Origin of the sequence: Streptomyces zagrosensis (assembly GCF_014203645.1) — a bacterium.
GTDB lineage: Bacteria > Actinomycetota > Actinomycetes > Streptomycetales > Streptomycetaceae > Streptomyces > Streptomyces zagrosensis.
Genome location: NZ_JACHJL010000014.1, coordinates 66607 through 80961, shown reverse-complemented (window position 1 = coordinate 80961; position 14355 = coordinate 66607). Strand labels below are relative to the sequence as shown.

Below are 14355 nucleotides of genomic sequence, written 5' to 3'. Positions count from 1 at the left end.
TCACTTCTCCGCGAGCAACGGTTTGAGCGCCTTGTCGAGCGCCTCCTCGCTGAGCGGGGTGAGCGCCCGCACCGCGATCTTGCCGTCGCGGTCGAGGATGATGGTGGTGGGGATCGCCTGCGGGTTCAGGCTGCCCTTGGGGAATCGCAGCATGAGCTTGCCGATCGGGTCGTACAGGCTGGGATACGGGACGCCGAATTCCTTCTCGAACTTCACCGCGTTGTGCGCGTTGGAGTCCCGGGTGTTGATGCCGACGAACTCGACGCCCTGCTCCTTGGTCCTGTTCGCGACCTTAACGAGGTTCGGCGTCTCGGCTCGGCAAGGCGAGCACCACGAGCCCCAGATATTGAGGACGACGATCTTGCCCCGATAGTCATCGACAGAGAGCTGCTTGCCATCCAGCGTCTCGCCGGACAGACTTGGCGCGCTCTTTCTGCCCTGCTTGGCCACGGTGCTCACACCGCCGGTACCCTGCACGAACTTCGTATCGGCCGAGCCTCCGGACGTGCCGCCCGTACCGCAGGCGGTCAGGCCAAGCGCGGCGACCGCGGCCCCGGCGGCCAGCGCAGAGGCACGACGGCGGACGGCACGACGTCGAGGGTCACGGCAGGCACTCATGTGAAAAGTTTCGCATGGCGCCCTGGCCGATCTTCCCCGCCCCCCTCCCGCGCGTTTCCCGCAGCCCGCCGCGCGTTACCCGCCCGCCTCCGCAGCCCGCCGCGGCAGCTTTGTGGCGCGGGCCGCGGCAGCGGACTTCGTGCCTACTGCCCGAACTTCTGCCCCACGCCAAGGCTGCGCAGGCTCGCGAGCACCTGCGGGTCCTGCGCGTCCATCCAGTCCGTGAACTGCCGGAAGGACACCAGCCGCACGTCCTTGCGCTTGTCGTCGGCAATGTGCTTGAGCGCTTCTTCGACGGCGTCCATGTAGATGCCACCGTTCCACTTCTCGAAGTGGTTGCCGATGAACAGCGGCGCACGGTTGGTCTCGTACGCCCGCTGGAAACCCTTGATGTACGCGCCGGTCGCCTCCCGCCGCCACATCGGGTAGTTCGCCTTCGGCCCCTGGGTGGCGTTCTTCGACTGGTTGGCGAGCATGTTGTAGTCCATCGAGAGCACCTCGAAGGAGTGGCCGGGGAAGGGCACCTGCTGAAGCGGGAAGTCCCAGATGCCCTGCTTCTTCGTGGGCCAGACCTGGAGGCCGCCGGGCGAGCTCGCGTCGTAGCGCCAGCCGAGCTTCTTGGCGGTGGGCAGCAGGTTGTCCTGCCCAAGGAGACAGGGCGTACGGCCGCCGATGAGTTCCTTGCTGTAGTCGAAGGGCAGCGGCTCCAGGTCGGTGAAGCCGGTGTAGGTGCGCCACTTGGTGACGAACGACATGGCCTGGTCGATCTCGGACTGCCACTGGGCCGGCGTCCACTGGCCCACCGAGCCGGAGCCGGCGCAGAAGTGCCCGTTGAAGTGGGTGCCTATCTCGTGGCCCTCAAGCCACGCCTCGCGCACGTTCTTCAGCGTCTCCTTTATGTGCTCATCGGTGAGGTAGCCGATGTCGGAGGCGCCCACGGGGTTGTTCGGCGGCCGGTAGAGGTTCTTCTTCGACTCGGGCAGGCAGTACAGGCCGGACAGGAAGAAGGTCATGGACACGCCGTGATCCTTGGCGAGCTTCCGAAAGCGCGGGAAGAGGCCGTTGCCCACCTCGCCCGCACCGTCCCACGAGAAGATCACGAACTGCGGCGGTCGCTGCCCCGGCTCCAGGCGCTCGGGCTTGCCCGGCTGGCCCGGCTGTGGGCCGGTGTCCGCGGTCGAGCCGTCGCCTATCGGCCGCGCCTTGGCCTGAGTGGTCTGCTGGCCGTTCGGTGCCTTGGAGCCGCCGCCATCGCCGGAGTCCGACGAGCAGCCCGCGACGGTCAACGCCGCCGCCGCTCCAGCGCCCGCACCGAGGCCGAGCACTCCCCGCCGACTGAAGTCGCGCATTACATCCCCATCTCGTATTGCTCTGCATCCCGCCGCTATTCCCCACAAGGGGGACGACAGAGGAGAGGGCACGAAAGCCAGAGAGGTTCCGATTTCAAGGATGTAATCAACTTTTGGGGTTGGCTTTGCGAACTTCTCAGCCCTGTGCGTACGCGGCCTTACGCAGAGCCATCACCGCGGCGAAAATGACGAACGCGACCCGGCAGGACCACCGGGTCGCGTTGTCGTCGGAACGCCGTCGGGATACCGCAGCAGCGCGGCCCGCGAGGCCGCCGCGTACCGCCACACCTCACCCAGCCGCGCGGACGCCCAGGCCAGCGGCGGAAACGGCACCGATAATCACTCGGCGGATAACACGAAATGACACGCGTTACGACACGCGGTGACGCTTACGAAAAGACAGCCGAAACGCACACCACAACCGCACAAAACCTTCATACCAAGAGAGCGAGAAACACGACACAAGGGCCGAACTGGCCTACGCGCCAAACCCCTTGGCGCCGCCCTTCACCGGCTTGGCACCCACACGCAGATGCACGGGGACGAGATCGAGGGCCGGCTCGGAATAGCCGACCGACACAATCTTGTCGCCGCGGTAGGTGAAAGTGGTCAGGCTCGCCAACGTGCATTGGCGCCGGCGCGGGTCATGCCATAGCCGCCGCCGCTCCACGAAGCTGCGCACCACCCAGATCGGAAGCTGGTGGCTGACGCAAACCGCTTCGTGCCCGCGAGCCGCGTCCCGCGCAGCACCGAGCGCGGCCATCATCCGTACCACCTGCTCGATGTACGGCTCGCCCCACGAGGGCCGAAACGGGTTGGTCAGGTGCCGCCAGTTCGCGGGCTTGCGCAGCGCGCCGTCGCCCACCCCGAAGGTCTTGCCCTGGAAGACGTTGTCCGCCTCGATCAGCCGCTCGTCGGCGGCCAGCTCCAGACCGTGCGCCTTGGCGATCGGCGTCGCGGTCTCCTGCGCACGATCCAGCGGGGAGGCCACGACGTGGGTGATGTCCCGCCCGGCAAGGTGCTCCGCCACCCGGTCGGCCATCTGCCGGCCGAGGTCGGAGAGGTGATAGCCGGGCAGCCGCCCGTACAGCACGCCATCGGGGTTGTGCACCTCGCCGTGCCGCATCAGATGCACCACAGTGGTCTCGCTGCCACTGCCACTAGCACTGCCGCTGCCGTCGCCGGCCACCACGCGGTCTCTGTCGCTGTTCGTCATACCGTCCATCATTCAGTGGCTTCCGCGGCGGCCCGCGCCGCCCCCGGCAACGCAGCGGCGATCTTCTCCACCGCCCGCTCGTCGTGCGCCGTGGACACGAACCACGACTCAAAGGCCGAGGGCGGCAAATAGACGCCCTGGGCGAGCATCGAGTGGAAGAAGGCGGTGAAGCGATACGCCTGCTGCGCCTTGGCACCCGCGTAGTCCACGACCTCATCGGCGTCCGTGAAGAACACGGAGAACATGTTGCCCGCCACCTGAATCCGATGGGCAAGGCCCGCCGCGTCGAGCGCATGGCCCACCAGGCCGCGCACCTCCTGCGATACCGCGTCCACCGTCCCGTACGCGGCGTCATCCAGCAGCCTGAGCTGGGCCAGCCCCGCGGCGGTGGCGACCGGGTTACCCGACAACGTCCCGGCCTGGTAGACGGGTCCTGCCGGCGCGAGGTGGGCCATCACATCGGCCCGCCCGCCGAAGGCCGCGGCCGGGAAGCCACCACCCATCACCTTGCCGAACGTCATCAGGTCCGGACGCACACCGTCGATCCCGTACCAACCGGCCTTAGACACACGGAACCCGGTCATCACCTCGTCGGAGATGAACAGCGCACCGTTGCTCGCGCACAGTTCCTTCAGCCCGGCGTTGAACCCGGCCAGCGGCGGAACCACGCCCATGTTCCCGGGAGACGCCTCGGTGATCACACAGGCGATCTCGTCCGGGTGCGCGGCGAAGGCGGCACGCACGGCCTCCAGGTCGTTGTACGGCAACACGACCGTCTCGCTGGCCTGCGCACCGGTCACGCCAGGGGTGTCCGGCAGTCCGAAGGTGGCCACACCGGAGCCCGCCGCGGCCAACAGGGCGTCCACATGCCCGTGGTAGCAGCCCGCGAACTTGATCACCTTGGCGCGCCCGGTGAAGCCGCGCGCCAACCGGATCGCCGACATCGTCGCCTCGGTGCCGGACGAAACCAGCCGAACCTGCTCAACGGGTTCGATACGGGCCACAATCTCTTCCGCGAGCGCGACCTCTCCCTCTCCCGGCGTACCGAAGGAGGTGCCGCGAGCGACGGCGGCTTGCACGGCAGCGATGACCTCTGGGTGAGAGTGGCCGAGGATCATCGGTCCCCATGAGCACACAAGATCGACATACTCGCGTCCGTCCGCATCCGTCAGGTACGGACCGGCACCGGACACCATAAAGCGGGGCGTACCACCCACAGCGCGGAACGCCCGCACCGGAGAGTTCACGCCACCGGGTGTGACGACGCCCGCACGATCGAAGAGCGTCTGCGAGACTGGGGCTTCATACGGAAAAGGCACTTGGGTCCTGACCTGCAAAGACGTAGGGAAGGGCCACGACGTTTCGGCGCGACCCACCGGCGGGCGACAGCGCGGGGAATCTCCTCGCTTTCGACCGGGCGTCAGCCCCCGCGCGTCTGCGAAACTGGGGCTTCGAACGGATAGCTCACACAAGCCATGGTGTCAGAGGCTCATGGGGTCCTGCGGCGGGGCGTTTCGCGGCGCCCTCCTGGGGGAGGTCTCTGTCACGATGATCGGGTTGCGCGGCCGTAGCCGCGAGTGGTCGGGTGGAGATATGCATCGCGGTGGCGAACTGGGCGAGGGGACCGGTGACCGGGGTCCCGAGCGCCCTGGTGTTCCCCATGCTGCGGGCCGAAAAGGCCGCGGGGGCCGGGAGAGCCGGGAGGGTCAGCGGCTTGGCCGCCACCGGCGGAGTGAGGCCAACGGGGACAACAGAGGCGGCCGCATGGGGGTGACGTACAAATACTTCGGCGCGCCGAACGGCGCGACAGCGGCCCGCGTCCCCATTTCGATGCGCCCCGAGGAGCTCGGCGGCGATGAACTCGGCCACGGCATGTTCACCAAGATCAAGCCAGAGACGATGGCGGCCATGGTCCTCACCGGCATCGAGGGCATACCCCTACACAAGGTGCCCCCGCTGGAGCTCGTCGTCCTCCATCCCGATTACGCCGTGGTCAAGCTCCCCATGACGGTCGTCGATCCGCTGCGCGGCGTAGGCGAGGAATCCGTGGGCGCCGCGGCGTTCATCTGGTCCACCGTCCCCGACCGCGGCGGCCCTCGCGACGCGTTCACGGTCTACCAACTGCTCCACGAATGGCAAGATTTCAGCCATCGACTGCATGAGGCGGGGCATCAGGCGTATTGCTTGGTGTGGCCGTGAGCTGAGGGTTCGCTGAGAGCGGGCGCTCGTTCACCGGCTCATGCCGGCGGGGAGTTCGGCGCGGTGGACGACGGTGATGAGGCGCTCGGGGCCGGGTGCCTCCAGTTCATCGACCACGGCGACGGCCACATCCTCAGCGCTGATCCACGACCGACCATCGGCGCTGGTGAGCAAGGTGTCCGTGCCGCGCCGATAGTGGCCGGTTCGTACGCCGGGCTCAAGCAGGGCCGGCGGGCTCAGATAGACCCATCGGCGCCGCCATGCGCCTGGCAGGTCCGCAACTGAGCGATCCCGGCGGCGGCGGTCTTCAAATCGCCGGGCACATAAGCAGGGTTGTCGGCGACCAGCAGTTCGCCGTCATCGGGGCTAGGTAAGGCGCCGGCACCGCCGACCACGAGGACCCGAAGGCCAAGCTGAGCGGCGATGTCCAGCACGGTGCGGGTGGCGCCGACCAGAAACGGCTGATCAACCGGGGTGGTCCGCACGGCCAGCACGACGGCGTCCGCGGTGCCGTTTGCGGCGCTGTTTGCGGCGCCCTCCGCGGTGCTGTTTAGAGCACTGTTTGCGGCGCCATGCGCGGCGGAGCTAGCGAGCGCCTCGCGTACGGCGTACGGGTCGTTCGCATCGACCGCGATCGGCGTCACGTTCGGATGCTCAGCTATCGGCCCTATCGGCGTTCGGGACAGGGCGCGCACCCGGTGTCCGCGTGCGCCGGCCTCGGTGATCAGCTGACTACTGCATTACGGTGGCGCCGAGCACGGCAGATCCTCATGGCCGCGGCCACCTATGTGGCCAAGTACGCCACCGAATCCGCCGACGCCTCCGGCACCCTCGACCGCGCCCTGTTCTGCCGCCCCTGCCAGGGACGCGGCACCACCCTCTTGCCCCCGCGGAACCCCGCTCCCCCGCACCGCCTGCGACGGCACCGGCCATTGCCCGGCCCCTGCCCCGGCTCGCCGTCGCCCGTTACGTGCGGCAGATGATCCGCACCTGCTGGGAGCTGGGCCGCCTGCCGGAGTTCGCCGATCTCAAGCTCTGAAAGTGTGCGCACATGCTCGGCTTTCGGGGCTACTTCTCCACCAAGTCCCGCCGCTACTCCACCACCCGGGGCGCGCTGCGCGACGCCCGCCGCGCCTGGCACACCGAACAGGCCCGCGCCCACGCCGACCTGCCCTTGTCCGACCCGACGACCACGCTCGTCGTCGGCCACTGGGAACTACCTCGGCCCGGGCTACAGCCCCGGCGCGGTCTTCCTCGCGGCCGACGTCTGGCATCACAAGGAGCTGGAACGGCAGTTCGCGGCTGAGGGGGGCTGCTGATGACCTCATCCCCGCTCGCCGTCCTTCGCACAGAGGTGGCCCCGAAGCTTCCGCCACCTCCTCCACGGCGCGGACCTCCGGACCATCCGTTCCACGACCTCCGACACTCAACCGCCACCCTCCTCCTGGAACAGGGCGCGACCTCGTCGTCAGCAAAGAACTCCTCTGCCACGCCCACATCAGCGTCACCGCCACCGTCTACACCCACGTCCGACTCCGCCTCCAACGCCAGGCCATCGACACCCTCGGCAACGCCCCGACGTCTCGCCCACCGCAGCCGTCGTCCGCTACCGTTGCCGTCAAAAGGCTGTAGAGCCCCACCGAAATAAAATTTCCGTGGGGCTCTACGGTCCGATCGACTCACCTCAACGGAGATCGCTGCTGGTGCCGCCTAGTCGGTCGTCCACAGCCGCGCGAACTTCGCTCCAGGGGTCGCGCCGAAGGGATTCCAATGTCTCCCTCGACGTATTCCTATGCTGCGCGACCCTCATTCTGATCGATTCGTCCACATCGTGAGCGAGGCGCTCGAGGAGGTCCGCTGACAGTTTCCGCTTCATGGCCACCATGAAACGGACGCGAGTATCAGGGTCGTCGATCAGTATTTCCAGAACAGCCAACGGCACCGTCTTGTTCTGGACAACTGCCACCCGTTCTTCCGGATATCGATCGACGACCTCCATCCATACCTGCGCGGACGCCCCCTCAACTGCCGCCCTGCGACGTTCCTGTGGATCTGAGCTGTTGCGCAGCCGCACAAACTCGTCGGCAGTATTGATCATCTCTTGACGCCTCGCAAATTGCTGTTCGGTATGAATTTCCCCGTATCGCCCTTCCACTTGTCCGGCATGTAGTCGCCGTATTTATCGGCATCCGAGATCCATTCGAGACCCTTACTGGTCTCCCGATAGACCTTGAACGCCGATTCACCGTGGCCGGTCACATCCGGAGTCCACCAGGTACCGTCCGAGGCACTCTTATGGAAGGTGGTCTTGAACGGACCTCCCTTTAGAAGTTTCGTCGAGCCTTCCTTGGTTAGCCGCCAAAGCCCTCGGCCAGCGTCATCACAGTCGCTGTTGTGAACGAGCACCGGCGCCCCACCAGCCACCACATAATACGTATGCACCCCAGCGACCGTCAGGTCATGCGTACGCTGGAGCTGGCTGAAGTGGCGGGTCGAAGCCACCTGCACCGTGCTGCCGTCCGGTGTGCGCAAACGCATGCCCGCGGTGATGTCACCCGCATCGACCCAGGAGTCGGTGTTCTCCACCCAGAACGGGTGCGTGGCCGTGGCGATCAGGGAATCCTTCTCGGCCCCCGCCACCTTCAGATCGACGAATTCCTTGTCGTCATCGGTGACGATCGTGCCGACCACCTCGCGGGGCGCGGTTTCACCCGTGTCGCGGTTGGTGACCAGGACCTTGTCGCCGGTCTTCACGTCCTTGATGGGACGGGTGGAGCCGTCCGCCAGCAGGACCATGGTGGAGGGCAGGAAGCTGTGGCAGTCCTTCGCCTCGCGGACCTTCTTGGTCTGGCGGGCGCGCTTTGCCTTGCTCACACCTTTGAGCGCTATGCTGCCGAGCTTGCCCACCGGCAGCGCGCCCATTCCGAGCACCAGGCATTCCGGTTGCAGGATGTTGCCCGAGCAGTCCTTCAACTGCTCGAAATCCTCCATGACCAATTGCTTGCCGAACTCAACGACGTCCGTGCCCTTTTCTATCGCTTTGTCATCCCAGTCACTCCAAGGGAGATCGAACGCGTTCTCGATGCCCGTCCGAACCCCCACCCGGCTGCTCCGGTAGCCGGCGGACCGGTACCTCGCCGGCCGGTACCTGGTCACCGGTCGCCCCGCGAAGCCGCTGTAGCTGCCTTGCCCGCTCACCCGGCCGCCCGCCGCGCCAGAGCCGTAACTACTGCGTACGTAGCGCTTGGCAGAGTTGTAAGCCTGCATCGCCCACTTGAAGGCGCTCTTGAAGGAGCCGCCGAACCACATGCCGCTCGGGTCGCTGTGCAGCAGCGGGTTGTTGTTGCCGTACGTGTAGCCGTGCATCTGCTGGGCGTCGGTCAGGTCCATGACCGGATCGACGCTGATGAAGCGGCCGAGCTTCGGGTCGTACTCGCGGGCGCCCAGGTGGGTGAGGCCGGTGGTGGTGTCCTTGGTGCCGCCGACGAAGCCCTTGCTGCCGGGCCAGGTGGTCGGGTCCGTGCCGCGGGGGGCGCCGAAGGGGAGGTTTCGGCGTTGGGTGAGGGCCAGGTCGGTGGCGGTGATGGCCAGTTCGCCGGTGCCGTGGTGGTCGGCGAGGGTGTAGGTGACGCTGCGGTCGTCGTGGACAACCGCCTGGTGGCCGCCGCCGAGGTCCAGGTACCGGGTGGCCTTGGCCTTGTCGGCGCCCTTGGCCAGGGTGACCTCGGTTGGCCCGAGGTAGAGCGTGGTTTCGGTGTCGGTGCGGCCGATGAGTCGGTTGCCGTCGGCGTCGTAGACGTACGACGTGGTGCTCTTGCCCTTGTCGCCGACCGGTTCGGTGACCTCGGCCAGGTGGCCCTCGGCGTCCCAGGTGAGGTTCTGGGTGTCGCCGGCGAGGGTGCGGGCGCGGGTGTTGCCGACCTCGTCGTAGTCGTAGGTGTCCTGCGCGGTGCCGGTGGGACCCTTGGTGGCGACCGAGGTCAGCGTGTGCGGGCGGGGCTGGCCGGGGGCCGGGTAGGCGTAGGTGCGGGTGGTGTCCTTGGCGGCGGCGCCGGTCAGGTCGTGTTCGGTCTCGGTGAGGCGGTTGCCGACCTTGTCGTAGCTGTAGGACTGCCAGTACGGGGCGGGCCCGCCGATCGCGCCGCCCGATGGGGCCTGCGCGCAGGTGGCGGTGGGCTGGGTCCACGCCTGCGTGAGGCGGCGCAGGTGGTCGTAGGCGAAGCACTGGTTGTCCGTGCCGTCGCGGGAGACGTCGGCGAGCGAGGTGACGTTGCCGGCCTGGTCGTAGTGGTAGCTGGTGTTGCGGTCCACGCCGGGGACGTCCTCGCGGTCCACGCGGCTGCTGGCCAGCCGCTGGGTGCCCCACTCATAGCTGTGCGTGGTCCACGTCTTGCGCTGGCCATCGGTCAGGCCGAAGGCGTACTGCTGCGGCTTGCCCGTCAGGGTGTACGAGACGTCGGCCCGCGCACCGTCGCCGTTGACCCGGATCGGTCGCAGCGTCCCGTCCTCGTAGGAGAAGGTGGTGCCCACGCCGGGCTGCGAGCCGGCGGGGCCGAAGCTCAGGCTGCGCGGCAGGCCCGACATGTCGAATGCCTGCTGCGTGTGGTAGGTACCCGCCAGGGCCCCCTCGGTCTCCGGGATGACGACCTCGCTCTTGAGCGCGCGGTAGAGCCGGTCGTAGAAGGTGACCTTCGAGGTGTAGGGGTGGCCGTTCACGTAGCGGGTGGACTCGGCGAGTTGGCCCTTGCCGCGGCTGACGGTGTCGTACACCCACTTCGCACGCAGCGTGCCGGTGGTCGTTGACTCGCGCAGTTCGGTCTTGCGGCCCAGGCCGTCGTGGACGTTGACCAGGGTGGTGCCGCGGGCATCGGTGGTGGAGGTGAGCTGGCCGCGGTCGTCGTAGCGACTGTGGGTGGTGCCCTTGTCCGGGTCGTCGGCGCGGATCTGCTGGCCGAGTTGGTCGTAGCCGTAGCCCCAGGCGTTTCCGGCCGGGTCGGTGACCTTCGCGAGCTTGCCGGCGGGCGTGTACGTGTAGCGGGTGGTGTCGAACGCCGCGTCGGCGGAGCGCGCGTGGTGCTGGCGCAGTTCCATCGTCTGGTCGCGGGCGTCGGTCACGGTGGTGACCGCGCTGGCGCCCTCGGGCGGGATGACGGTGGAGCGGTCGCCGCCGTACAGGGTGCGGGTGGCGCTGAGCACCTTGCCGCCGTCGCCGTTGCCGGCGATCTGGCGGACCTCGGTCTCCCGGCCGAGCCCGTCGTGGGTGTGCCAGGTCTGGGTCTCCACCGACAGGGCGTCGTTCATGGCGAACAGGGCGGTACGCGGGTTGCCCTCGGCGTAGTACGGGGCGAACTTCTTCGCGGGCAGGCCGCGGTCGTCGTAGAAGACGTCCGCGAGCACCCGCCCGCCGCCGGGGCCGGGCTCCTGGGTCTGCCGCTCGCGCAGCAGACCGTCCAGGATCTGGTACGTGGTGCGCTGCCGGCCGCCGTTCTCCAGCGTCTTGGTGCCGATGGCGACGGCCTTGCCCTCGGTGACGGTGTAGGTGAACTCGTAGTTGGGCGGGGTGGCATTGGTTGTGGAGCGGTCCGCGAGCCAGACCTTGGTGGTGCGGCCCAACGCGTCGTAGACGTACTCGGTGGCGTTGCCGTTGGTGTCGGTGATCGCGGTGGGCTGTCCGGTGGCGATGTCGAGGTCGGTGGTGGTGGTCTGGGCGGTGGCCGCGTCGCCGGGTGTCGCGGGCGGCGTCGTCTCGGTGATCTTGGTGGGGTGGCCGGTTGTGGGGGCGTACGCGGTGGTAGTGGTGCGCCCGTCGCTGCGCGCCTGGCGCACCGGGGCCGCGTCGCCGGTGGCGGTGACGGTCGCGGTCAGGTCGGTCTCGGTGAGCACGCGCCCGTAGCCGTCAACGCTGTGGCCGCTCTCCAGGTAGGTGGCCTTGGTGCCGTCGTGGGACTTGAGGGTGGCGGTCGCGGTCGTGTTGCCCTTGGTCGGCGCGGCCCCATAGGCGCCGCCGTCGTAGGCGGTGCGTACGTCGGAGATGACGTCCTTGGCGCGGTCGGGGGTGGCATCGCACGCGGCGGCCACGGCCTCCTCGCGAGCGGGCAGGGTGAGCAGGTTGGCGGCGGTGTTGTCGGCGTAGGTGGTGCGGGTACAGCGGTCGTCGCTGCTGGTGCCGGTGTCCCCGGCGTCGTCCACCCGGGTGATCCGGCCAGCGACCGTGTCGTAGCTGGTGGTCGCCTCGGTGGTGCGCCACTTCTGCCCCGCACCGTCGTCCAGCGAGGTCCACTGCTTGCTGTGGCCCGTGCCGGTCAGGTCGGAGGTGACCGTGCCCCAGTCGCGGACGCGCTGCGCGGTCTGGTGGTGCCAGGGCCGCTCCACGGCCTTCTCCAGCACCTTGCCGCCGGGCCCGGAGAAGGTGACGGTCTTGTACTCGAAGCCCGCCGTCGATGCGTGGTCGGGGATGGCGGCGCCCTCGCCGGCGCCGAGGGTGATGTTGACGTCCTTGGTGCCGCCGGATGGGGCCTCGCGGTCGCCGTCCATGCCGCGCAGGAAGTAGTGCTCCTCCTGCGTCTTCATGCCGTTCTCGCCCTGGCCGCCCGTGTTCACCCGCACGTGCCCGTAGCCGCGCCACTGCGACCAGGTGCGGAACTTCTCCTTGGTCATGCCGTCGTCGTCATCGAAGTGCCAGGCCGCGTCGCCCAGGTAGGCGTACCGGGTGACCTGGTCGGGGGCGCCGCCGGTGCGGTCGGTGCCGGTGGTGGAGGTCACCACGTACTTGTTGAAGTAGTGCCGTTCGGGGTCGTCGCTGTTGGAGCCGCCCATGAACTGCGGGAAGCAGCGGCCGGTGTTGGACTGTGGAGTCGGCAGGCGGGAGAAGGAGCAGTCGGGCGCGGAGTACGCGATGTCCACCTGCCCGCCGTACTCGTCGGCGACGCTGGACAGGCGGGCCTTGATGTACGGGGCGTAGCCGTCACCGGTCTTGTCGAGCCGGTTCTCCAACTGGGTGTACGCGAACGTCGTCTTCGGCAGCGTGATCGCCGTCGCCGCGGCGTGCCCGGTGTGCTGGACGCTGTCGAGCAGGAGCTGCCGGTCCACGTCGGCCTCGCCCCAACGGTGGTTCAGCGCCCAGGAGTCCACCTTGGCGTACGCGGTGCCCTTGAGGATCTCGGCACTGACCTCGACCAGCCGTTTACGGGTGAAGAAGCTGGGCGACAGGCGGCCCTTGTCGCAGGTGGTGCCGGCCTTGCAGTTGAGGTCCCAGGGGGTGTCGTACCAGTAGAACTTCTTGTCGTCGATGGTGTCCGGCGCGCAGGTCACCCCGGTTTGCGGCAGGCACCGCTCGGCTTGGGCGAAGTCCACCCTGGCCAGGGCCTTGTCCTTGTACAGGTCGGAGGACTTCAGCCCGTACTCGATGCGGTCCAGGTAGCCGCCGCGGGTGTACGGGGTGTCGTCGGTGTCCTTGAGGTTGCGACCGTAGGAGTTGGTCTCCTTGTCGTAGTAGTACGCCATGGCGTTGCCGTGCACGTCCACGACGTAGTCGAGGTTCCAGCGCCACCCCTGTTGGCACCACGAGTCGGCGAAGGCGGCCTTGTGGCAGGGCTCGTTCGCGTCGTCGCCGTAGACCGGGACCGTCCAGGTGGAGTCGGTGGTCTCCTTGCCGCTGGCCCAGCCGGGCAGTCGGTGGTAGCCGAAGAAATACTGGGTGCCATCGGTGTCGGTCAGCCGCCAGAACTCGTTGTCGTTGTCCCCGTTGGCCCTATCGCCGCTGGTGAGGCGGGTGATCCGGGTCCCGTCGTCCTTGCGGAGCTTCCATTCGTCCTTGCCGGTGGGGACGAGTTCGCCGCCCTTGCCGTTAAGGGTGAGATACGCGTTGTCGTACCCCCAGCACAGGTCGCCGGGCTCCCGGCCGTCCGCGTTCTTGACCCCGTCGTCGTAGCAGGGCTTGTAGCGGCGCTCGATGAACCCGGGCGACAGGTCGAAGCCGTCACCGACCCAGGACGCCTGGTTGTTGGTGGAACTCGTCCGGCCGTCCAGCGCACCCGAGGAGTACGACAAGCCCAGGTCAGGGGCCAGATCGCCCGGGACGTCCGGCGCCTCCATCGGATAAGACCAACCGAAGTCGCCGGTGTTGAGGTCGGTCTGCCAGGACGCGGAGGGCGAGAGCGTGCTCGCCTTGTAGTCGCCGGTCTTACCCTCATCACCGGCCATGGCGGCCAGCACGGTCGGCACACCGGCACGCAACGGTACCGACGCGGCCTTCAAACGCCGGTTCTCGGTGTCATTGACCGACGCCACAGGCGTCGCGGTGCGGCACTTCGCGTCGTCGGGCGAGGTCAGCGCGCAGGCCGGCAGTTGGACGAGGGTGAGGCGAGAGAGGTAGCCGCCGCCGTACGCCTCGGCGAAGGCGGCGTAGTCCACCTCGATGCCGGACGCGCCCGCCTGGGGAGCGGTCAGGGACAGCAACACACCGGAGACACCGGCCCGTTCGGCCTTCGCCTGCGGCTCGACGCGGACGGTGACGTCGGTGCCGGGTGTGCCCGTCGTGCTGCGCTGCCCGTGCTTCTCGCGCGTCGGCTCGGCAGCCCGCGGCGTTGGCATGAGAAAGACCGGCAGAGTACCGGCCCGCGTCGGGGCGGGCGGGGTGGCCTTGGCCGCCGAGCGCCGCCCGTTGGCCGCGGGCAGGCGCACCGTGGCGCTGCCGGCCTTCGGCCAGACCGCCCGGGGTGCGCGGCTGGGCGTGCGCGGCCCGGCGTTGGCCGGGCGGGGCTTCACCTTGCCGAAGTCGGCGCCGGGCACGGACTTCTCCGAGCGCGGCAGGTCCGGCCGGCCACTGCCGTCATCGGCCGCACTGGCCCCGGTCTCCCCGGTGGCCTGCACCAGGCCGACGAGTAACGCCACCGAAAGGAGCACGCCGATTTTTCGGCGCGCCGCCCGTCTGTGTCGGGTCGCTAAGAATCTGTCGTTCATCTCTCTCCCGCT

At 68.3% G+C, this 14355-nt stretch carries 8 protein-coding genes and 2 pseudogenes; 3 read left to right on the top strand and 7 right to left on the bottom strand.

All coding sequences use genetic code 11. The features are described 5' to 3' along the window. The 4 genes from FHS42_RS24375 to hemL all read right to left on the bottom strand — a co-directional run bounded on the left by FHS42_RS24375 (nucleotide 1) and on the right by hemL (nucleotide 4502). Nucleotides 1-618, bottom strand: coding sequence for a TlpA family protein disulfide reductase (locus tag FHS42_RS24375; RefSeq protein ID WP_184575464.1), 618 nt, complete (start codon nucleotides 616-618; stop codon nucleotides 1-3). Nucleotides 619-761: 143 nt separating this feature from the next. Next, nucleotides 762-1967, bottom strand: coding sequence for a polysaccharide deacetylase family protein (locus tag FHS42_RS24370; protein ID WP_184575462.1), 1206 nt, complete (start codon nucleotides 1965-1967; stop codon nucleotides 762-764). Between the two features lie 478 nt (nucleotides 1968-2445). Continuing rightward, nucleotides 2446-3093 (bottom strand): histidine phosphatase family protein, encoded by a 648-nt coding sequence (locus FHS42_RS24365; protein WP_246495369.1) that lies wholly within the window; start codon nucleotides 3091-3093, stop codon nucleotides 2446-2448. A 98-nt stretch (nucleotides 3094-3191) separates the two neighbouring features. Continuing rightward, complete coding sequence (gene hemL, locus FHS42_RS24360) at nucleotides 3192-4502, bottom strand: glutamate-1-semialdehyde 2,1-aminomutase (protein WP_184575458.1); 1311 nt, start codon at nucleotides 4500-4502, stop codon at nucleotides 3192-3194. A gap of 274 nt (nucleotides 4503-4776) precedes the next feature. On the opposite strand from hemL, the gene FHS42_RS24355 reads away from it, so the two are divergent. Beyond that, on the top strand, nucleotides 4777-5382 hold the full coding sequence (locus FHS42_RS24355) for a hypothetical protein (protein WP_246495355.1): 606 nt from the start codon (nucleotides 4777-4779) through the stop codon (nucleotides 5380-5382). A 30-nt stretch (nucleotides 5383-5412) separates the two neighbouring features. Here the strand turns inward: FHS42_RS24355 and FHS42_RS24350 are convergent. Next, nucleotides 5413-6123: pseudogene (locus FHS42_RS24350) on the bottom strand (NAD(P)-dependent oxidoreductase). Nucleotides 6124-6433: 310 nt separating this feature from the next. On the opposite strand from FHS42_RS24350, the gene FHS42_RS24345 reads away from it, so the two are divergent. After that, nucleotides 6434-6688 carry a replication initiator gene (locus FHS42_RS24345; RefSeq protein WP_246495353.1) on the top strand — a complete coding sequence of 85 codons (255 nt, stop codon included), beginning with the start codon at nucleotides 6434-6436 and terminating at the stop codon, nucleotides 6686-6688. Between the two features lie 55 nt (nucleotides 6689-6743). Further along, a pseudogene (locus FHS42_RS37425) lies at nucleotides 6744-7014 on the top strand (tyrosine-type recombinase/integrase); the annotation flags it as partial. Between the two features lie 52 nt (nucleotides 7015-7066). Here the strand turns inward: FHS42_RS37425 and FHS42_RS24340 are convergent. Both FHS42_RS24340 and FHS42_RS24335 read right to left on the bottom strand, forming a co-directional pair. Next, nucleotides 7067-7480, bottom strand: coding sequence for a HEAT repeat domain-containing protein (locus tag FHS42_RS24340; RefSeq protein ID WP_184575454.1), 414 nt, complete (start codon nucleotides 7478-7480; stop codon nucleotides 7067-7069). Beyond that, nucleotides 7477-14343 carry a polymorphic toxin-type HINT domain-containing protein gene (locus FHS42_RS24335; RefSeq protein WP_184575452.1) on the bottom strand — a complete coding sequence of 2289 codons (6867 nt, stop codon included), beginning with the start codon at nucleotides 14341-14343 and terminating at the stop codon, nucleotides 7477-7479. The genes FHS42_RS24340 and FHS42_RS24335 overlap by 4 nt, the downstream gene beginning before the upstream one ends. Between the last annotated feature and the right edge of the window lie 12 nt (nucleotides 14344-14355).

Bases quoted from the DNA above. Each gene is read 5' to 3' on its own strand.
- FHS42_RS24340 (WP_184575454.1), bottom strand. From the start codon at position 7,480: ATGATCAATACTGCCGACGAGTTTGTGCGGCTGCGCAACAGCTCAGAT.
- FHS42_RS24355 (WP_246495355.1), top strand. From the start codon at position 4,777: ATGCATCGCGGTGGCGAACTGGGCGAGGGGACCGGTGACCGGGGTCCC.
- FHS42_RS24375 (WP_184575464.1), bottom strand. From the start codon at position 618: ATGAGTGCCTGCCGTGACCCTCGACGTCGTGCCGTCCGCCGTCGTGCC.
- FHS42_RS24365 (WP_246495369.1), bottom strand. From the start codon at position 3,093: ATGCGGCACGGCGAGGTGCACAACCCCGATGGCGTGCTGTACGGGCGG.
- FHS42_RS24370 (WP_184575462.1), bottom strand. From the start codon at position 1,967: ATGCGCGACTTCAGTCGGCGGGGAGTGCTCGGCCTCGGTGCGGGCGCT.
- FHS42_RS24335 (WP_184575452.1), bottom strand. From the start codon at position 14,343: ATGAACGACAGATTCTTAGCGACCCGACACAGACGGGCGGCGCGCCGA.
- FHS42_RS24345 (WP_246495353.1), top strand. From the start codon at position 6,434: ATGCTCGGCTTTCGGGGCTACTTCTCCACCAAGTCCCGCCGCTACTCC.